General features: G+C 74.2%; 18 protein-coding genes and 1 pseudogene. 13 read left to right on the top strand and 6 right to left on the bottom strand.

Translation table 11 applies throughout. The features are described from left to right. Window positions 1-56: 56 nt before the first annotated feature. Together B085_RS0126345 and B085_RS0126340 are read right to left on the bottom strand one after the other, a co-directional pair. Entirely contained in the window at window positions 57-785 is a 729-nt protein-coding gene (locus B085_RS0126345) for a type 1 glutamine amidotransferase (RefSeq protein WP_018561605.1), read from the bottom strand. A 31-nt stretch (window positions 786-816) separates the two neighbouring features. Further along, window positions 817-2,055: a MurT ligase domain-containing protein gene (locus B085_RS0126340; RefSeq protein ID WP_026251467.1), complete on the bottom strand. Its 1,239-nt coding sequence runs from the start codon at window positions 2,053-2,055 to the stop codon at window positions 817-819. 163 nt (window positions 2,056-2,218) lie between these two features. On the opposite strand from B085_RS0126340, the gene def reads away from it, so the two are divergent. Further along, window positions 2,219-2,776, top strand: coding sequence for a peptide deformylase (gene def, locus B085_RS0126335; RefSeq protein WP_018561603.1), 558 nt, complete (start codon window positions 2,219-2,221; stop codon window positions 2,774-2,776). 152 nt (window positions 2,777-2,928) lie between these two features. Here the strand turns inward: def and B085_RS0126330 are convergent, their stop codons facing one another. Then, window positions 2,929-3,579 carry a TetR family transcriptional regulator gene (locus B085_RS0126330; RefSeq protein WP_018561602.1) on the bottom strand — a complete coding sequence of 217 codons (651 nt, stop codon included), beginning with the start codon at window positions 3,577-3,579 and terminating at the stop codon, window positions 2,929-2,931. A gap of 128 nt (window positions 3,580-3,707) precedes the next feature. Here B085_RS0126330 and B085_RS0126325 point away from each other — a divergent pair, with 128 nt between their 5' ends. Beyond that, window positions 3,708-4,931, top strand: coding sequence for an acyl-CoA dehydrogenase family protein (locus B085_RS0126325; protein WP_018561601.1), 1,224 nt, complete (start codon window positions 3,708-3,710; stop codon window positions 4,929-4,931). Between the two features lie 60 nt (window positions 4,932-4,991). Here the strand turns inward: B085_RS0126325 and B085_RS0126320 are convergent, their stop codons facing one another. Then, window positions 4,992-7,070, bottom strand: a complete 2,079-nt coding sequence (locus B085_RS0126320; protein ID WP_026251466.1) for an FUSC family protein — start codon at window positions 7,068-7,070, stop codon at window positions 4,992-4,994. Between the two features lie 88 nt (window positions 7,071-7,158). Here B085_RS0126320 and B085_RS47385 point away from each other — a divergent pair, with 88 nt between their 5' ends. The 6 genes from B085_RS47385 (at window position 7,159) to gndA (ending at window position 12,804) form a co-directional block, all read left to right on the top strand. Then, complete coding sequence (locus B085_RS47385) at window positions 7,159-7,350, top strand: hypothetical protein (protein ID WP_086020737.1); 192 nt, start codon at window positions 7,159-7,161, stop codon at window positions 7,348-7,350. A 69-nt stretch (window positions 7,351-7,419) separates the two neighbouring features. Next, on the top strand, window positions 7,420-7,548 hold the full coding sequence (locus tag B085_RS51515; RefSeq protein ID WP_267881099.1) for a hypothetical protein: 129 nt from the start codon (window positions 7,420-7,422) through the stop codon (window positions 7,546-7,548). A gap of 94 nt (window positions 7,549-7,642) precedes the next feature. Continuing rightward, window positions 7,643-8,188, top strand: a complete 546-nt coding sequence (locus B085_RS0126310; protein WP_018561598.1) for a winged helix-turn-helix domain-containing protein — start codon at window positions 7,643-7,645, stop codon at window positions 8,186-8,188. 177 nt (window positions 8,189-8,365) lie between these two features. Beyond that, complete coding sequence (locus B085_RS0126305; RefSeq protein ID WP_051102171.1) at window positions 8,366-10,483, top strand: ATP-binding SpoIIE family protein phosphatase; 2,118 nt, start codon at window positions 8,366-8,368, stop codon at window positions 10,481-10,483. 166 nt (window positions 10,484-10,649) lie between these two features. Then, complete coding sequence (locus B085_RS0126300; RefSeq protein ID WP_158689828.1) at window positions 10,650-11,270, top strand: SRPBCC family protein; 621 nt, start codon at window positions 10,650-10,652, stop codon at window positions 11,268-11,270. Window positions 11,271-11,364: 94 nt separating this feature from the next. After that, a complete protein-coding gene (gndA, locus tag B085_RS0126295; protein WP_018561595.1) occupies window positions 11,365-12,804 on the top strand; it encodes an NADP-dependent phosphogluconate dehydrogenase in 1,440 nt (479 codons plus the stop codon). A gap of 34 nt (window positions 12,805-12,838) precedes the next feature. On the opposite strand, the gene B085_RS43820 is transcribed toward gndA, so the two are convergent. After that, window positions 12,839-14,455 carry a SpoIIE family protein phosphatase gene (locus tag B085_RS43820; protein WP_158689827.1) on the bottom strand — a complete coding sequence of 539 codons (1,617 nt, stop codon included), beginning with the start codon at window positions 14,453-14,455 and terminating at the stop codon, window positions 12,839-12,841. Between the two features lie 205 nt (window positions 14,456-14,660). On the opposite strand from B085_RS43820, the gene B085_RS0126285 reads away from it, so the two are divergent. From B085_RS0126285 to B085_RS0126265, 5 genes are all read left to right on the top strand, one after another. After that, window positions 14,661-15,335, top strand: coding sequence for a response regulator (locus tag B085_RS0126285; protein ID WP_018561593.1), 675 nt, complete (start codon window positions 14,661-14,663; stop codon window positions 15,333-15,335). After that, window positions 15,332-16,417, top strand: a complete 1,086-nt coding sequence (locus tag B085_RS0126280) for a sensor histidine kinase (protein WP_018561592.1) — start codon at window positions 15,332-15,334, stop codon at window positions 16,415-16,417. The genes B085_RS0126285 and B085_RS0126280 overlap by 4 nt, the downstream gene beginning before the upstream one ends. Window positions 16,418-16,466: 49 nt before the next feature. Beyond that, on the top strand, window positions 16,467-17,099 hold the full coding sequence (locus B085_RS0126275; protein WP_026251463.1) for a uridine kinase: 633 nt from the start codon (window positions 16,467-16,469) through the stop codon (window positions 17,097-17,099). A 52-nt stretch (window positions 17,100-17,151) separates the two neighbouring features. After that, window positions 17,152-18,171 (top strand): GNAT family N-acetyltransferase, encoded by a 1,020-nt coding sequence (locus B085_RS0126270; RefSeq protein WP_018561590.1) that lies wholly within the window; start codon window positions 17,152-17,154, stop codon window positions 18,169-18,171. A gap of 252 nt (window positions 18,172-18,423) precedes the next feature. Further along, window positions 18,424-19,014: a lytic polysaccharide monooxygenase auxiliary activity family 9 protein gene (locus tag B085_RS0126265; protein WP_018561589.1), complete on the top strand. Its 591-nt coding sequence runs from the start codon at window positions 18,424-18,426 to the stop codon at window positions 19,012-19,014. 114 nt (window positions 19,015-19,128) lie between these two features. On the opposite strand, the pseudogene B085_RS47380 reads toward B085_RS0126265, so the two are convergent. Continuing rightward, window positions 19,129-19,293 (bottom strand): annotated as a pseudogene (locus tag B085_RS47380) (3-oxoacyl-ACP reductase); the annotation flags it as partial. Window positions 19,294-19,321 lie beyond the last annotated feature (28 nt).

Genomic DNA, 19,321 nt, shown 5'->3' with positions numbered 1-19,321 from the left:
CACCACCCGGCCCCGGCCCCCGTTGTCCCCCGGTCCGGCCCGCGACGGTGCGGGCCTCAGGCGGGCTGGCTCGCCGCCGCGATGCGCTCGGCGCGCAGCGCCTCGTACCACTGGTCGTCGACCGGCGGCAGGGCCCTGACGTCCATCGCCAGCTTGATCAGCATGTCCGCGATCTGCGGGTTGCGGGCCATGACGGGGCCGTGCATGTAGGTGCCGAACACGGTCTCGTTGTACGCGCCCTCGGTGCCGTCCCCGGTGCCGTTGCCGTTGCCGAAGCGGGTTCGGGCCAGGGGGCGGGCGTTCTTGCCGACGTGGGTGACGCCCTGGTGGTTCTCGAAGCCGGTCAGCGGCGGCAGGCCGAGCGCGGGGTCGATGTCGGCCAGCACGTCGCCGACGCAGCGCTCGCCCTCGCCGCGGACGCTCACCACGTCCAGCAGGCCGAGGCCCGGCTCGGGGCGGCCGAGGTCGTTGACGAACTCGTGGCCGATGATCTGGTAGCCGGCGCACACCGAGAAGACGATGGCGCCGTTGTCGACCGCGCGGTTCAGCCCGCCGTCGCGGCGCAGCCGCTCGGCGGCCAGCCGCTGCGGGCGGTCCTCGCCGCCGCCGATGAGGTAGATGTCACCGGAGGTCGGGATCGGCTGGTCGGACCGTACGTCGATCCGGGTGACCGGCACCCGCCGCTGGCGGGCCCGGCGCTCGGTGACCAGGACGTTGCCCTGGTCACCGTAGGTGCTCAGCAGGTCGGGGTAGACCCACACCAGACGCAGGCTGGAGTCGCTCACAGCGTGTTCTCCTGTCGAAACGGGTCTTCGGTCAGTTGCCGACGCGGCGGCGGAGGTCCTGGAAGGCGGTGTAGTTGGCGATGGCCTCGATCCGGCCGGCCGGCGAGGTGCGCACCGCCTCGTCGAAGTCCTGGCACACCTGGAAGTCCAGGCCCGCGACCTCGAGGCGGACCGCGAGGTCCAGTTTCCGGTCGCCGATGACCCGGATCGGGTGCCCGGCCAGACGGGTGTAGTCCACGTCCCACAGCCAGGAGGTGTCCGTGCCGTCGGCCCCGCGGGCGTTCACCGAGAGGATCACCGGGGTCGGCGGGCCGTCGATCAGCGAGAAGGTCTCCAGCCAGCCGGCCGGGTTCTTCGCCAGCAGCAGCCGGACGTCGCGGTCCTGGAACTGCACCACGTCGTAGCGGCCGGCGACGGCCTGCACCTTGTACATCCGCTCCAGGGCGACCTTGGGGTCCACCCCGAAGGCGGCCGCGGCGGCGGCGGACACGGCGGCGTTGGACTTGTTGGCGCGGCCGGGCAGCTGGAGCTGGATCGGCCAGGCGGACCCGTACGGGTCGATCACGTGGTCGCCGGAGAGCGCCCAGGTCGCCGTCGGGCGGCGGAAACCGCACTCGCCGCAGAACCAGTCCTCGGCCGGCCGCTGCAGGACACCGCCGCACGAGGGGCAGGACCAGGCGTCGTCCTTCCACTCCTGGCCGGCGGCGACCCAGACGACGGTCGGGCACGAGGAGGCGGCCCAGGTGATCAGGGGGTCGTCGGCGTTGGCGATGATGACGGCGTCCGAGCCCGCCAGGCCCTCGCGCCACTTCTCGGCGAGCATACGGGTCTCGGCCGCGCGGTCCAGCTGGTCGCGGGAGAGGTTGAGCAGGGCGATGGCCTTGGGCTTGACGTCACGGGCCACGCCGGCCAGGTACTTCTCGTCGACCTCGATCACGCCGTAGCGCGCCTCGGAGCCGCCGGCGAGCGCCGAGGTGATGCCGGCCGGCATGTTGGCGCCCAGGGCGTTGGAGACGACCTCGCCGTTGGCGCGCAGCGCCTCGGCGAGCAGCCGCGTCGTGGTGGTCTTGCCGTTGGTGGCCGAAACGAGCACGACGTCGAGATGGGTCGCCAGCCGGGCCAGTAGATCCGGGTCGAGTTTCAGCGCCACCCGGCCGCCGATCACCGATCCGCTGCCGCGCCCCGCCGCCCGCGACACCGCCGCCGCGGCCTTGCCCGCCGTCACGGCCAGCTTCGCCCGCGGCGACAGTGGCTCCGCGTTGCCTGCCATCGTCTCCACATCCTCCTCGCGTCCGCCCCCGCTCACCTTTCCGGCGGTCGGCCGCGGTGTGCGCACCGGGGCCGTTGCACCGGCCGGAAGGCATCGGTCGCCGATCAGCCTATCCACTTCCCCCACCGGCGCTGAAACGAGCCGCCCCCGTACGCTGGCCGGCATGCGACACACCCCCATCCCCGGCAGCTCCGGGACCGTCCGCCCGATGCGGCTGCTCGGTGATCCCGGGCTCCGGGAACCCTGCCGCGAGGTGACCGTCTTCGATGCCGAACTCGCTTCCCTCGTCGAGGACTTGTTCGCCACGATGTACGCGCACGACGGGGTGGGGCTGGCCGCGAACCAGATCGGCGTGCCGCTGCGGGTGTTCGTCTTCGACTGCCCGGACGACGAGGACGTCCGGCATCTCGGACACGTGGTCAATCCCCGGCTCGTGCACAACGACGGGGTCGTGGTGACCGGCCACGAGGGCTGCCTGTCGCTGCCGGGCGTGCACGCGGGCACCGCCCGGCACGACGAGAGCGTGATCGAGGGCGTCGACAAGGACGGCGCACCGCTGCGCGTGGAGGGCACCGGCTTCTTCGCCCGCTGCCTCCAGCACGAGTGCGACCACCTCGGCGGCGGCCTGTTCACCGACCGGCTCACCGGCCTGCGCCGCCACCGCGCGCTGCGCGCGGTCCGCCGGGCCCCCTGGGCGCCCGGCGACGGCGTTTCGCTCTAGCCCCGGCTCCGCTGGGAGGTGCCCCCACGCTGCGTTGTCGAATCGTCCGAGTAGCCCACGACGAGGACGACTCTCCGCCTTGCGATGCACCGCACCTGGGGCCCCTCCCGGCGGTAGCTGGGGGAGCCCATGTGACGACGCGCCCTGGCCGGTCAGAGGCCCGCTGCGCCCGGGCGGTCGCCGACGGCGGCGAGGCGGCCCCACAGCAGGTCGGCGAGGTGGCGGACGAGGACGTCGCGGGCGACGGGGCGCTCGCCCAGCCACCAGTCCCCGGCCGCGTGCATCATGCCGACGATGCCGTGCCCCCACACCCGGGCCGCGAGCCGGCCCTCCGGGCCGAGGTCGAGCCGCTCGGCGATGAAGCCGGCCAGTTCCTCGCCCATGCGGCGCAGCACGGGGGCGGAGTGGCGGCCGATGTCGAATCCGCGGTCGGAGTCGGCGGCGTTCTCGGCGGGGTGCATCAGGAAGCGGTAGACCTGCGGTCGGGCCTCGATGGCCGACAGGTACGCGTCGAGGGTGGCCTCCACCCGGTCGCGGCGCTCGTTGGGCGCGTCGAGGGCGGCCCGCAGGTTGGCGAGCAGCGCGTCGGTGTGGCGCTTTGCCAGGGCTCGGTAAAGTCCGCTCTTGTCGCCGAAGTGGCGGTACAGAATGGGCTTGGTGATGCCCGCCTCGGCGGCGATGGCGTTCATGGACGCCTCGGGGCCGTCCCGCAGCACGACGCGGTCCGCGGCCTCGAGGAGTTCCCTGCGCCGTTCCTCCGCCGCGGATGCCGTTCGCTGCTCCCGCCGCTGGCTGGTGTCCACCCGAGCCTCCCCGCCCGTTCGAATTTCCTCGCGCCTGCGCAACGTAACACCCCAAGTCCGGTTGACATCCCTTACCGGCCGGTAACACACTGGGCGTTACCGCAAGTAACAAGCACGTGGAGGGGACGATGGGCGACTTCTCGCTCGAGCTCGACGACGACCAGAAATCGGTGCGCGACTGGATCCACGGCTTCGCGGCCGACGTCATGCGCCCGGCTGCGGCGGAGTGGGACGAGCGCGAGGAGACCCCCTGGCCGGTGATCCAGGAGGCCGCGAAGATCGGACTCTACTCGCTCGACTTCTACGCCCAGCAGTACTTCGACCCGACCGGCCTCGGCATCCCGATCGCCATGGAGGAGCTCTTCTGGGGCGATGCGGGCATCGGCCTGTCCATCGTCGGCACCGGCCTGGCCGCCGTCGGCGTGCTGGCGAACGGCACCGAGGAGCAGATCGGTACCTGGATCCCCCAGATGTACGGCGACGTCAACGACGTGAAGGTCGCCGCCTTCTGCTCCTCCGAGCCCGACGCGGGCTCCGACGTCGGCTCGATGCGCACCACCGCCGTGTACGACGAGGCCAAGGACGAGTGGGTCCTGAACGGCACCAAGACCTGGGCGACCAACGGCGGCATAGCCAATGTCCACGTCGTCGTCGCCGTCGTCGACCCGGAGCTCGGATCCAAGGGCCACGCCTCCTTCATCGTGCCGCCGAACACCCCCGGGCTCTCCCAGGGGCAGAAGTTCAAGAAGCACGGCATCCGCGCCTCGCACACGGCCGAGGTCGTGCTCGACGGGGCCCGGGTCCCGGGAAGTTGCCTGCTCGGCGGCAAGGAGAAGCTCGACGAGCGCCTCGCCCGGGCCCGCGAGCGGGCCCGGGGCGGCGAACGTGTGAAGAACGCCGCCATGGCCACCTTCGAGGCCTCCCGTCCGGCCGTCGGCGCGATGGCCGTGGGCACGGCCCGCGCCGCGTACGAGGTCGCCCTCGACTACGCCATGACCCGCACCCAGTTCGGCCGCCCCATCATCGACAACCAGGGCGTCGCCTTCCAGCTGGCCGACATGCGCACCCAGGTCGACGCGGCCCGCCTGCTGGTCTGGCGCGCCTCCTGGATGGCGGTCTCGGGCAAGCCCTTCACCTCGGCCGAGGGCTCGATGTCCAAGCTGTACGCGAGCGAGACGGCGAAGAAGGTCACCGCCCAGGCCATCCAGATCCTCGGCGGCAACGGCTTCACCCGTGAGTACCCCGTGGAACGCATGCACAGGGATGCCGCCATCTACACGATCTTCGAGGGCACGAGCGAGATCCAGCGCCTGGTGATCGCCCGCACCCTGTCGGGCATGCCCATCCGCTGACCCCGGCCGGCCTGTTCGCGGCCGTCCGTGCCCCCGGCCCCCGGCCCCCGCCGGGAGGCGTCAGCGGCGGCGGGCGGGACGGGTGCGGGGCCGGGGGCGCAGGGCCGCTTCGAGGTCGTCGAGGGTCTCCATGAGGAGTTCGGCGCTGCGGCGGACGATGCGGTCGGAGTCCGAGCGGGGCCAGGCCTGAAGAGCGGCGCGCACGGGGGCGAAGTCCGGGGAGCGTCGTTCGCGGACCGCGGTGGCGGCGTCCGCCGTGGCCGTGCGCAGGTGCCGGGCGAAGGGCGCGGCGTCCGGGACCGGGTCGGCGTCGGGGGCCGGTAGGTGCGCCTCCATGAGCATGGGGACGCGGCCCATGGCCGACAGGGCCGCGTCGGCGCCGTCGGCGGCGCGGCGGGACAGGCCGCGGCCCCGCACGGGTTCGGCGTCGGCACGGGCGACGGCCTGGTCCCAGGCGAGCGCGGCCGCGCGGGCGTCCAGCAGGGCCGCCCGCACGGCTTCGCGCCGTCCCCGCGCGGGGGCGGCATGGGCCTCCATCGCGGCGGCGGCGTACTGCCCGGTGGCCTTGACGCGGTCGGCCAGGCGGTTCCGCAGCCGCGGGGTCTCCCACGCCGGGAAGAGCGCGTACGCGGCCATCGCCAGCACCCCGCCGAGCATCGTGAGCAGCACGCGGTCGGGCACCGTCTGCGTCCAGCTGGAACCGGCCATGCCGAGCAGGAAGACCACGTACGCCGACGCGGCCACCTGGGAGACCAGATAGCCGGTGCGCATCAGCCCGTACATCAGGGCGACGGACACCACCGCCAGTGCGGCGCAGGGGTACGGCCCCGGGGCGAAGGACTGCATCACCGCGGTCGCCACGGTGACGCCCGCGAGGGTCCCGACGAAGCGGGCCACGCTGCGGCCGTACGTCTGCGAGAAGTCGGGCCGCATCACCAGCACCGAGGTCAGCGGCGCCCAGTAGCCGTGGCCGAGCGGCAGGGCCGCGCCGAGGGCGTAGCCCGCGGGGGTGACGGCCGCCAGCCGGACGGCGTGCCGGAGGACGGGGGAGTCGAAACGAACCTCGCGCCGCACGGTGCGCACGGCGAGCGGCAGGAGCTCGGGCACGCTGGGGCGGCGCAGGTGCGCGGTGTCGGTGCTCACCGAGCCGCCGCGGCCGGCGGCGGAGGAGACCGCCTCGCTGAGCAGCGCGACGAGCCGCAGCGCGGTGCGCCGGGCGGGCCCGGTCAAGCGCTCCTCCGGGGCGGGTTCGACGAGCACCACGGACTCCGCCTCCGGCGGTACGCGCACCGGCTCGGCCTCGCGGACCGCGCGTGCCACCGCGTCCAGCACCGAGGCCGCCGCGGCCAGCAGTTCGCGGGCCCGGTCGCGCTCCGGCCCCTCGGCGGCCGCGCCGACCGTCGGATCGGCGAGCGAGGTCAGAACGGGGCGGATGCGCTCGGCCAGCACCCGCTTCCCGCGCAGCGCGGCCGGGCGCCGCCGCGCCTGCCGGTCGGTGATGACGGCCGCGCTGCGCGCGGTCATCAGCGGCTCGGGGTCGAACGGCGCGAACGGGTCGTGCCGCAGCCGCCGCGCGTAGTCGGCCTCCGCCGCGAAGGCGTCGGCCAGCGCGTCGCGCTGCAGGCCCCAGCGGCGCACCGGGAACAGCACGATCAGCGCCGCCTGCACGACCCCGCCCGCCGCGATGACCAGGGCGTGGCCGAAGGCGCTCAGCGCGGACGTCGGCAGGGTGATCACGACCAGCATGACGGCGACGGTCAGCGACGAGACGATGCCGGCGGTGGCCCCCAGCGCCCAGGCCATGCCCGCCAGGAAGGCCCAGACCGCCAGCAGCACCACGAACACCCACCAGTGCGCCCCCGCCAGGTAGCCCAGGAAGGTGCTGACGGCGAGCCCGCCGGCGGCGACCAGCGCCAGCACCGGCCGGGGCCGCCAACTGCGCTGGAAGGTGGCCATGCCGGAGGCGAAGGCGCCGAACGCGGAGGAGGCGGCGACCAGGGGGCCGGCCAGCCACAGCGACAGCCCGATGACGATGGCGACGCCCGCCGCGGCGCGCAGCGCGACGAGCGGTTCGAGCCCGGCGCGCTCGATCCGCAGCCCCTCGCGGGCGCTGCGGCGCAGGGCGCGCAACCAGGTCATGAGGCTGAGGATAGGACGGGTAGGACGGGGAGGGCCGGGTAAGCGCAGCGCAAGATCCGTTCCGGCGAGTCCGAGGAGGCAGAACGTCATGACCGCCCCAGCGCGCCGCGCCACGGTGCCGCCCGTGCCGCCCGCCCCGAGCCCGGTGCCGCCCTTCCCGCCCGACCCCGTGCCGCCCGCCCCGCATCCCGTTCCCGGCCCGACGCCCGACCCGGTGCCCGCGCCGCCCCCGCAGCCGGAGCCCGATCCCGAGCCCCAGCCCGAGCCGCAACCGCTGTAACGCCTGGTCAGAGCCGCGTAGCGGGTTCTCCCTGTCCCGGTGGGCGCCGCGTCTGGTTCAATGGGTGCCATGGCCAGCCTCATTGACACCGCGACAGGTCGCAGCGACCTCGAGCCGTTCTGGCCGTCCAGGCAGGAGTACCAGTTCGACCGGGAGTGTTGTCGCGCGGTCCCCGCGCGGACCCCGGTCCCCAGCTGACGCCGTCCCTCCCGGTCGCCGCCCGCTGCCGGCCTCCCGGCGGTCCCGCGCAACACGTCGTCCGACGACCCTTCGCGCGAGAGCCGAGACCCGCATGTCCTCCAGCACCGGCACGCAGTCACCGCCCCTGCCCGCCGCCAACCGCCTGCACCTGCGCGCCGTCCGTACGGGCGACGCCCGCGGCGGCGACGTCCCGCCCGTACCGGACTTCCTGCCGCCCGGCGCGACCTGGCTTCCCGCCCCCGGCCACCTGATGCCCGCGGGCGTGGGCGGGCCGCCGATGGTCGGCTACCTCGTCCTCGTCCCCGTCGAGGGCCAGGCGCCGCCCGAGCCCCCGGCACCCGCCGGCCTGCCGGTCTCCGTCGACGCCGAGCGCCGTGAGGCGCGGGTACCGGGGCGCGCGCTCGACCTCACGTACCTGGAGTTCGAGCTGCTCGCCCACCTGGTGGCGCACCCGCACCGTGTGCACACCCGCGACCAGCTCGTCACCACGGTCTGGGGGTACGGCCACGTGGGCGACGGGCGCACCGTCGACGTCCACATCGCCCGTCTGCGGCGCAAGCTCGGCCCCGAACACCGCGCCAGCATCGTCACCGTGCGCCGGGTCGGCTACAAGTACGCGCCGCCGGCGTCCCGCTGAGCCGTCCGGCGGACCGAAGGAGGGGGCCGGGCGACCACCGGGGGGCGTGTCCGGAACCAGCGGAAACCCGGCTCTCTCACACGTCACGTCTGTAACATGGCGCCCTACCGGAGTATGGGTACGCTTTCCCCGTTCCGGTGCGGCTCGGCGCAGCGGGGAGCGGGTCCGGAGGGCGTGATGGCTGAGTCTCGGGAGTGGGCGCCCCCTGCGCCCGCGACGGTGGCCTGGCCGGCTCCCGCCGCCGCCCGGATGTCGCTCAACGACGTCGGCGGCTTCGACTGGGACCTCGAACGCGACCGCGTGCACCTCGACGAGCACGCCCTGCGGACGGTGGACCTGCGCCCGGAGGACTTCGACGGGGACCCGAAGGCCATGTTCGCCCGGCTGTCGCCCGACGAGGCCACCGACGTCACCGAGGCGATCACCCAGGCGCTCGCCGAGGGCCGCTCCTCCTTCCTCGCCTTCGGCCGGCTCACCCGCGGTGACGGCCGCCGCGGCTGGGTCCGCTTCCAGGGACGCATCGTCCGCGACGGGACCGGCCGCGCGAACCGGGTGATAGGCCTCGTCAGCGACGCCACCGACGAACTCGCCCAGGCCGCGGAGTGCCTGCGCGCGGACGAGGACCGCCCGGCCGAGAGCAACCTGGTCATGGAGGTCACCGCGTCGCTGGCCCAGGCCGTGACCGTGCGCGACGTGACCGCGGCCCTCACCGGGAACCCCAGGATGGACCGGCTCGGCATAGCCAGCCTCTTCCTCGGCCAGGTCGAGGCCGGCCGGGTCCACGTGGTGAGCGACGCCAAGGCCGACAGCTGGGTGCCCTCGCTGCAGTACACGCGGATCGAGGACGAGTTCCCGATGAGCGAGGTCGTACGGACCCTCGTCCCGCGCTTCATCACCTCCGGCGAGGAGTTCGCCCGGCGCTACCCCAGGTTGTGGCCGCACATCGAGCCGCTCGGCGCCTCCGCCGCCGCCTACCTCCCGCTGATCGCCCAGGGCCAGCCCATCGGCGCCCTGGGCCTGCTGTACCGCCACAAGCAGGGTTTCTCGCCGCAGGAGCGCCATCTGCTGATCGCGCTCAGCGGCAGCATCGCGCAGAGCCTGCAGCGCGCCATCCTCTTCGACCAGGAGCACGACATCGCGCAGGGGCTGCAGACCGCGATGCTGCCCCGCACCATCCCGCGCATCCCAGGCACCGAGATCGCGGTGCGCTACCGCTCCGCCCGGCTGGCCAGGGACATCGGCGGCGACTGGTACGACGTCGTGGCGATGCCCGGCGGCCGGGTCGCCGTCATCATCGGTGACGTCCAGGGCCACGACACCCACGCGGCGGCCGTCATGGGCCAGTTGCGGATCGCGCTGCGCGCCTACGCCGGCGAGGGCCACCCGCCCGCCAGCGTCATGGCGCGGGCCTCGGCCTTCCTGTACGAGCTGGACACCGACCGCTTCGCCACCTGCCTGTACGCCCAGGTCGACCCGGCCACCGGGTCCGCCCTGCTGGTGCGCGCCGGGCACATCGACCCGCTGGTGCGGCAGTCCGACGGTACCGTCCGCGTGCTGCCCACCGCGGGCGGGCTGCCGCTCGGCCTCTCCGCCCAGTTCGGCAGGCCCGACTACCCCGTCACCCCCGCCGAACTCGGCCCCGGCGAGACCCTCCTGATGTTCAGTGACGGACTCGTCGAGCGACCCGGCGCCGACCTCGACGACGGTGTGCGACGGCTGTCCGCGGCGCTGTGCGAGGGCCCCGTCGAGGTACCGGCCCTCGCCGACCACCTCACCGCCGTCATGAGCGAACAGGCCACGGACGACGACATGGCCCTGCTGCTGCTCCGGCGCGACAGCGACGCCTCCCCGCACCCGCCGCACCGGCTGCACCGGCGCATCGCCCCCGGCGACCCCGAGGCGCTCTCCGAGGCCCGGGCCCTGGTCCGCGGCGCCATGGCCGGCTGGGGCCTGCGCGACCGGGTCGACGAGGCCGAACTCGCCGCCGGGGAGCTGATCACCAACGCGCTGGTGCACACCGACGGCGGCGCCCTGCTCACCCTGCGCATGCTCCCCGACCCCTCCCTGGCCCACGCCACGCCCGACGTCACCCGGCGGCTGCGCATCGAGGTGCACGACCTGGCGGCGAACTGGCCGCGCCGCCGCCAGCCCGGCGAGCGCGAGGTGTCCGGACGCGGTCTGCTGCTGGTCGACCGCCTCGCGGACGCGTGGGGCGTGGAGCCGCACGGTTCGGGCAAGGCAGTGTGGTGCGAATTCCGCGACCGCAGGAGCGGTACGGAGCCCGTCCGGCACTGACCGCGAGGGTCCGGTCGCACACCGTTCGCGCCGGTCACGTACCCCGGATTCACCCGGACGGCTCACCCGCCACGACACACCGCCCGATTGGACGCAGGCTGTCGGTGAGGAGCCAAGAAGCCACTCTGCTCACATGCTGGCCGCGCCGGCACCGGGGAGGTCTGCGATGCCGACGGTGTCTACGAGCGTGATCGTCACCCGTACCGTGGAAGAGGTCTTCGACTACCTTGCCGACGCCCGCAACCTCGCGTCGTGGAACTCCGGTGTCGCCGCCGTGGCGGCGGACGCCGTCGCCCCCGGCGAGCGGGCCGTCTACCGCTACCACTATCCGGGCCGCCACCGGGAGCACCGGCTGGTCTGCTCGGTCTTCCAGCCCTGCCGGCGGATCACCTACCGCGGCCGGCGGATGTGGAGCCCGCTGGGCACCCAGACGCCCGAGTTCGCGTTCCGGATGCTGCCGCACTCGCGGGGCGCGTTCGTCCAGTTGCAGGTCACCTGCCAGCTCGGCGGCGGCATGCTGCTGCTGGGCCCCTTCCTCGGCTGGGCCTGGCGCCGCGACCTCCCGGAGGACGCGCGCCGGCTGCGCGAGGCCCTGGGCGACCACGGCATCATGCCGCCGCCCCCGATGCCGCCCCCGCCACCACCGTCGGCGACGACGGGAGCGCTCCTCGCGAGCCAGGCCCGGGCACCGGCACCGGCGGGGGCCGTCCCCGCGCCGCCGGCCAGGGGACTGCGCCGTGCGATGGCCCGTGTAGCGGGTCAGGGCCGGATCGGCACGGGCAGCTGACGGATCCGCCGGAATCCCGGCCGCCCGGACGGTTGGCTGACAGGCTGGACGTCGTACGTGCCCCCCATACCACAGCAAGAGAGAGGAACCGCAGATGGCGGAGCAGGCCCGCATCGGCGTCACCGGACTCGCGGTCATGGGCCGCAACCTGGCCCGGAACCTCGCGCGGCACGGCCACCCCGTGGCCTTGTACAACCGCACCCCGGCCAGGACGCGCTCCCTGGTGGAGGAGTTCGGCAGCGAGGGCGAGTTCCATCCGGCGGAGTCCCTCAAGGAGTTCGTCGACTCACTCGAACGGCCCCGGCGCATCATCATCATGGTCAAGGCCGGTGCCCCCACCGACGCCGTGATCGACGAGCTGGTGCCGCTGCTGGAGCCCGGCGACATGGTCGTAGACGGCGGCAACGCCGACTACCGCGACACCAGGCGCCGGGAGAAGGCGCTGCGCGAACAGGGTCTGCACTTCGTCGGCTCCGGGATCTCCGGCGGCGAGGAGGGCGCCCTCAACGGCCCCTCGATCATGCCGGGCGGCTCGGCGGAGTCGTACGAGTCCCTGGGCCCGATCCTCGAGGACATCGCCGCCAAGGTCGACGGGGTGCCCTGCTGCACCCACGTGGGCCCGGACGGTGCCGGACACTTCGTCAAGATGGTCCACAACGGCATCGAGTACTCCGACATGCAGCTCATCGCCGAGGCCTACGACCTGCTGCGCCACGCCGCGGGCAAGCGGCCGGGCGAGATCGCGGAGATCTTCCGCACCTGGAACTCCGGCCGCCTGGAGTCGTACCTCGTCGAGATCACCGCCGAGGTGCTGGCCCACACGGACGCCGACACCGGCAAGCCCTTCGTCGACGTGGTACTGGACCAGGCCGGCCAGAAGGGCACCGGCAGCTGGACGGTGCAGAACGCCCTGGAGTTCGGCGTCCCCGTCTCCGGCATCGCCGAGGCGGTCTTCGCACGCTCGCTGTCCGGCAGCGCGGAGCTGCGCGCCGCCTCGCGCGGACTGCCCGGGCCGGCCGAGACCTGGCTGGACAGCGCGGCGAGCGACCGCTTCGCCGACGACGTCGAGCAGGCGCTGTACGCCTCGAAGATCGTCGCGTACGCCCAGGGCTTCAACCTGATCCAGGCGGGCAGCAAGGAGTTCGGCTGGGACATCGACGCGGGCGCGATGGCGACGATCTGGCGCGGCGGCTGCATCATCCGGGCGAGCTTCCTCAACCGCATCAAGGAGGCCTTCGACTCCGAGCCCGGCCGTCCCACGCTGCTGACGGACGCGCACTTCGCCGACGCCCTCGGCAGCGCGCAGGCCGCCTGGCGCCGGGTCGTCTCCACGGCGGCCCAGCTCGGCGTCCCCGCGCCGGGGTTCTCCGCGGCGCTCGCGTACTACGACGCCCTGCGCGCGGAGCGGCTGCCGGCCGCGCTCATCCAGGGGCAGCGCGACTTCTTCGGCGCGCACACCTACAAGCGGGTGGACAGGTCCGGCTCCTTCCACACGCTCTGGGGCGGCGACCGGTCGGAGATCCCCGCCGACTGACGCCCGCCGCCGTGTGGGCCCGGCGCGGCCGGGCCTACGCGGCGACCGGCGGGATGATGAGCTGCTCCGCCCACACCGTCTTGCCCGTCGCGGTGTAGCGGGTGCCCTGGGCGTCGGTGAGCTGCGCGACGATGGCCAGCCCGCGCCCGTCCTGGTCGCTGGGAGAGGCGTGACGTGGGTGCGGGGCGGCGCTGCAGGAGTCCGACACCTCGCAGACCAGGACCCGGTCGCGGATGAGGCGCAACCGGATCGGCCCCGTGGAGTAACGGATGGCGTTGGTGACGAGTTCGCTGACGACCAGGGTGGTGGTGAAGGCCAGCTCCGGCAGTTTCCACTCGGTCAGCAGCCGGTCCGCCCAGTCCCGTGCGTCCGCCACCGCCGCAGGGTCGTTGGCCACCTCGCGGGTGGCGACGTCGTCGGAGTCCAGGCAGCGGGTGCGGGCGGCCAGGAGCACCGGGTCCGTGCCGGGAGCGGCCGTGCGCAGGACGCCGTCGAGCACCGTCGCCGGGTCCGCGGCCGCCGCGTCGGCGGCGGGCAGCACACGCAGCCCGGTCACCTGGCCGGCCTCCTGCGCGCCGGCGTGGGTCCCGTCCGCTCCGCAGCTGAGCACCAGCACGCTGCCGGGCGGCACGTCGCACTCGGTGACCTCCGGCTCGCCTGGCGCGGGGCCGTCCCCGTCCGCCGCGCCCGGGGGCGGCGCCGGCGCGGCGGCCGTGCAGCCGCCGCACGCCACGGTGCAGCGGCAGGCCACGGGGTCGTAGACGACGATCAGGCACCGGTCGGCCTCGTTGCCCACGGGGGTCGCGGCGGGCCGGTGGAGCCGCGAGATGACCTCACCGGGGCTCATGTCCAGCAGCACCAGCGCCCGGACCGCGGCCTTGAGCTGGCTCATCGCGGTCGCCGCGGAGAGGCCCTGCCCGCGGACCGTACCCGTCACCAGGGCCACCCGGGCACTGGGCAGCGGGATGACGTCCACCCAGGCGCCGGGGGCCGCGGAGGACGGCAGGTGCCCGCGCGGATCCTCGATCGCGCTGACCCGCGGGCCCTGCGGTGCCAGCAGCGCCTCCTGCAGGATGCGCCCGGCGGCGTTCTGGACCAGGCGCCGGCGGGCGCCGTCCAGCAGCCGGGCCGCCTTGCGGGCCAGGGTGCCGGCCAGCACCAGGTCGGCGCGCGAGAAGGCGGGGGAGCCCGTCGTGCGGTAGAAGGCCGCGATGCCGAGGACGACACCCCCGACGTCCAGGGGCATCACGAGCAGGGAGTGCGTGCCGCTGATCCGCAGAAGGGGGGCGCGCACCGGGTCGCGGGTGAGCCATCCCGTCTGCGGGCGGAGGTTCAACACCAGGTGCGGCCGCAGGTCGGTCAGCGGCGCGTGGTACGGCGTCCTGGCCGGCAGGCTGCTGACCTCGCCGACCTCGTAGGCGCGCGGGATCGCCGCGCCCCTGGCCGCCCGGAAGGCGCCCCGCCGGAAGGCGAGCCCGGTGGCCGGCAGGCCCGAAATGGCCGCCTGCTCGGAGACGGTGGCGTCCGACACCTCGACGGCGGCGAAGTCGGCCACGGTCGGCACGGCTGAATCCACGAGCTGCTGGGCTGCGTCGTAGGACCACGGCCGGTCCGCAGGGCCGGCCTGGGGCGGGAGGGTGGCACAGAGCATGACGTTCGCCTCGGGTGAGGTGTGGGGTCGGCGGTTGGTGGCCCTTTCAAGCACTGTCACCGAGCCTGCAGCGCCGTCCGCGCGAACGCATCCCTGTCCGTCCGCAGAGGCCATCGGGGATTTCCCGCAGATGTGAGTGCGGTTTCCCCGCAACACCGGCGGCGCGGGCTGCCCCCCCGCGCGCGCGCGATCTACCGTATGTGCTATGGACGTCCTCAGCCGCTCCGACGGCAGGCAGTCGCACCCGGTCATCACGGTCGTACTCGCCGACGACCACCTGGTGGTCCGCGCGGGCATGCGGCTGCTCATGGCCGCCGACCCGGCCTTCGAGATCGTCGCCGAGACGTCCACCGTCCCCGAGACGCTGGAGGCCGTACGGCGCCACCATCCGCGGGTGCTCGTCCTGGACCTGACGATGTCCGGCAGATCCAGCCTCCCGACGATCCCGGCACTGCTGGCCGAGTCACCCAGGACGCGCATCCTGGTGCTGACCATGCAGGAGGACCCGGCGTTCGCCCGCGAGGCGCTGCGCACGGGCGCCGCCGGCTACCTGCTCAAGGAGGCCGCCGCCGAGGAACTGATCGCCGCCGCCCACCAGGTGGCGTGTGGTGCCACCTACGTCCAGCCCTCGCTCGGTGCCCGGCTCGCCGTGGAGGACCTGGACCTGGCGGAGCGGCACCACGAGGAGCCGCTCACCGACCGCGAGGCGCAGGTCCTGACCCTGCTGGCGCTGGGGCACACCAACCAGGAGATCGCCCGGCGGCTGTTCGTCTCCGTACGGACGGTGGAGACCCACCGGTCGCGGCTGCGGGACAAGCTCGGCAAGGAGAGCCGGGCCGAGCTGATCGCGGCGGCCAGAGAGCGCGGGCTGGTGGCATGACGCCGTCCGGCCCAGGAAGGACCGGGACGCGCCTGGCCCTCGAGGGGCTGGGCACCTGCCTCCTGGCGGCGGCGACCGTCATGGAGGTCACCGACCGCTCGCAGGCCTGGGAGCTCGCCCTCGCCCTGGCCTCCGCGGTCTGCTATCTGCTCCTCACCCCCCTGGTGGCGCCGCGGCAGCGGATGTGGCTGATCGTGGCCATCGCCTTCGCGCTGATGCTGACCGTGGCCGGGACGGTCCGTGTAGCCCAGCAGCCCTCGCTGAACGTCCTGCACGTGCTGCCGCTGCTGCTGGTCGCCTACGCGCTGTTCGCCGTCCGTTCCTCGGCACGCCGGGAGACCAGGCTGCGCAGGGAGCGGGTCAGGGCCCGGCACGACGGCGAGGAGCGCGAGCGCCGCCGCTGGGCGCGCGAGCTGCACGACGACACCCTGCAGGAACTCGGCGCGGTGCAGGTGGTGTTGTCCACCGCCGCCGCGGACGGGCGGCCCGAGGCCATGCGGGAGGCCATCGACCAGGCGCGCGGCCTGGTCGGCAACCAGATCGTCTCGCTGCGGCATCTGATCGTCGACCTGCGCCCCGTCGTCCTGGACGAGCTGGGTCTGCAGCCGGCGCTGCAGGCGCTGTGCCGGCGCTCCTTCGAGACGTACCGCATCCGCACCGAGTTGCGGCTCGGCCCGCAGGCGGACACCGTGTGCGGGAGGCTCACGGCCGAGACGCAGGCGCAGATGTACCGGATCGTCCAGGAGGCGATCACCAACGCCGTGAAGCACGCCGAGCCGACCCGGGTGGTGGTCAACCTGGAGAGCGACCAGCGTTACGTGCACGTGGCGATCACCGACAACGGGCACGGGATGGCCGCGGCGACCGCCGCGGGCCGCGCCGCCCCCCGCGCCGCCGCGTCGCCTTCGCCGCAGACCCGCGGCATCGGCATGTCGGCGATGCGCGAGCGTGCGGAGCTCATCGACGCCCGGCTCACCGTCCGCAGCGCCCCGGGCGAGGGCACGACCGTCGACCTGCGGGTGCCGTGGGGGCCGGGCGAGCCCCCCTGCGAGCTCCGCGGCGAGGTCGCCGGCGGGGGGTGAACACGGGCCGCCTGCGCGGGCGCGGACCCCGACCGGCAGTATGGAGGGCGTGCGACTGACGCCTGTGACCTGGGAACGGCTGACCGATGCCGTCGCCGAGCGCGTGCTGGAGCTGAAGCCGGACGACGGCGGCGAGCGCCCCCGGGTCGCCATCGACGGGGCTCCCGCCACGCGCCCGCACGCGCTGGGGGAGGCGCTGACGGAGGCACTGCGGCTGCGGGGCCGGCCGGTCGTGCGGGTACGGGCGGACACCTACTGGCGGCCCGCCTCGCAGCGCTACGAACTCGGGCGCCACGATCCCGACGCCTTCTACGAGCGCTGGCTGGACACGGGCGCGCTGTGGCGGGAGGCCTTCGGCCCGCTCGCGCCGGGCGGCACCGGGCGGGTGCTGCCCTCGCTGCGGGACCCGGCGACCGACCGCGCGACACGGGCCGCGTACGAGGAACTCCCGCCCGGGGGCGTGCTGTTGCTGGAGGGCGCGCTGCTGCAGGGCTACGGCTTCCCCTTCGACCTCTGCGTCCACCTCAGGATGTCGGGGGCGGCCCTGACCAGGCGCACGCCGCAGGAGGAGCGCTGGACGCTCCCGGCGTACGCCCGTTACGAGCAGGAGGCCGCACCCGCCGCGACCGCGGACGTCGTGGTGCACACCGACGACCCGCGCCACCCGGCCTGGACCGGGTGACGCGACGGCCCTTGCCGCCGCCCCGCCGGGACCGTTAGCGTCCCGGTCCACCATGACTGTCGCCATCGCCCCGCTGACCACCGAGCACGTCCCCGAGGCAGCGGCCCTCCTCGACCGCTGGTACGCCAGGACCCGCAAGGCGCTGCCCCACCAGCCGGGCCGGACCGGCGCGCCGCCGGGGGAGGAACTGCTCGGCGAGGTCCTGGCCGGGCCGGGCGTGGAGGCCGTCCTCGCCCGGGGCGGCGACGGGACGGTCACCGGCTACCTCGCCGCGACCCCGCTGGACCTCGGGGACGACGACCGGGCGGTGCTGCGCGCCCATCCGCGTTCCGCGCTGGTCTCCTACGGCGGGCACGCGCTGCGCGGCGGCCGGGACGGGGTGGGGGAGGACGTGCTGCGCGGGCTGTACGCGGCGGTGGCGGCGCGCCTGGTCGCGGAGCGCCGGCACGTGCACTACGTGGACCTGCCGGCCGACGAGGCGGTGGCCTCCGCCTGGTTCCGGACCGGCTTCGGCCTGGAGCGGGTGCGGGGCCTGATGGCGGTGCGGCCGCGCGGGCGGCAGCCGCGCGGGGTGGACGCGCTCTCGGTGCGCCGTGCGGGGCCCGGAGACCTGGACCGCATCGGGCGGATGGCGGTGGAGGCGGCACGCGCCGACCGCGGCACGGCGGTGTTCCGGCCGCAACCCGAGGGCGCGCTCGCGACGTTGCGGACGCACTACGCCGACACCCTGGCCGACGCGCGCTGCGGGGCGTGGGTCGCGGCCCGCAGGGGAGAGGAGATCGGCATGGTGGTGCTGACGCCGGCGGGCCCTGGCCCGGTCGTGCCCGACGGGTGCGTGGAACTGGTCGAGGCGTACGTGACCCAGGCCGCGCGGGGCGAGGGCATCAGCCGGGTGCTGCTCGCGACGGCGCTGGCGTGGGCGTACGACAGCGGTTACCGGTACATCACGGCCAGTTGGCCGGCGGGTTCGCCGGTGTCGGCGGGTCACTGGCCGGCGGTGGGCTTCCGGCCGGTGGCGTACCGGCTGCAGCGGGTGCTGGACCCGCGCATGTGCGTCACACCACAACGTTGACAGGTTTGAGTGGTGCGAAGCACTCCTCCTTCACTGTTAAACTAATATCAGCTCGCCCGGTGGACCCAGGAGCGTCCGCGGCGAACTCCTCAGCTGCCCCGGCCAGATCCCCCCGTCCTGGCCGGGGCTTCCCCTTGCTCTTGGTCTGGACATGACCAATTCATGGGAGTACCTTCGCTGTTGGTCCAGACCTAGTGCCTGCAGGCTGCGCACTGCTCTCAGAACTCCCCCACGTTCTCCGAGGAGCGAAGCATGCACAGGAAATTCGGCCCCGCCGTCGTCGGTCTGGGCCTCGCGGTGCTGTCCGTGCTCGGCACCGGCAGCGCCTGGAGCCACGGCTACACCGACGCCCCCATCAGTCGTCAGAAGCTCTGCGCCAACGGCGCCGTGACCAACTGCGGTGACATCCAGTGGGAGCCGCAGAGCGTCGAGGGCCCCAAGGGCTTCCCGTCCCTCGGCCCCTCCGACGGCACCCTCTGCGCCGGTGGCAACAGCCGGTTCGCCCAGCTCGACAACCCGCGCGGCGGCACCGGCTGGCCCGCCACCAAGGTGACGGCCAATCAGAGCTACAGCTTCCGCTGGCAGTTCACCGCGTCGCACGCGACGAGCGACTTCAGGTACTACATCACCAAGCAGGGCTTCGACCCCAGCCGGCCGCTCACCCGCTCCGCGCTGACCCTGACGCCGTTCCTGACCGTCGACTACAACGGCGCCAGGCCGCCCGCCACCGTCACCCACCAGGGCACCATGCCCAGCCGGACCGGGAAGCACATCATCCTGGCCGTGTGGTCCGTCGCGGACACCGGGAACGCCTTCTACGCCTGCTCCGACGTGCAGTTCTAGGCGTCCCGGAGCGGGCCGGCGGCCGAGCAGCCGCTCCCGTACGGCGTCGGCTCCGGCGGGGGTGACTCCGCCGGAGCCGGTGCGGGCGGCGCGGACGCGTGTCCCGCCGCCGTCCACCACCAGCTCGGTGCCCGTGACCCAGGCCGCCTCGTCCGAGACCGGCCGGCGCACGGCCCGGGCCACGCCGGGTTCCCCGATGCGTCCCATCGGCAGTCCGGCGGCGATCGCGCCCTCGGCGCCCTGCCACCCGAAGCGCGCCACATCGGTGCGCACCAGGCCGGGGGAGACCGCACCTGACGATGCAGCT

It is taken from the genome of Streptomyces sp. BoleA5 (genome assembly GCF_000373665.1).
In the GTDB taxonomy this organism is placed as follows: domain Bacteria; phylum Actinomycetota; class Actinomycetes; order Streptomycetales; family Streptomycetaceae; genus Actinacidiphila.
Note: the sequence above shows the minus strand (reverse complement) of the source record. Positions and strands in the feature narration are given on the sequence as shown.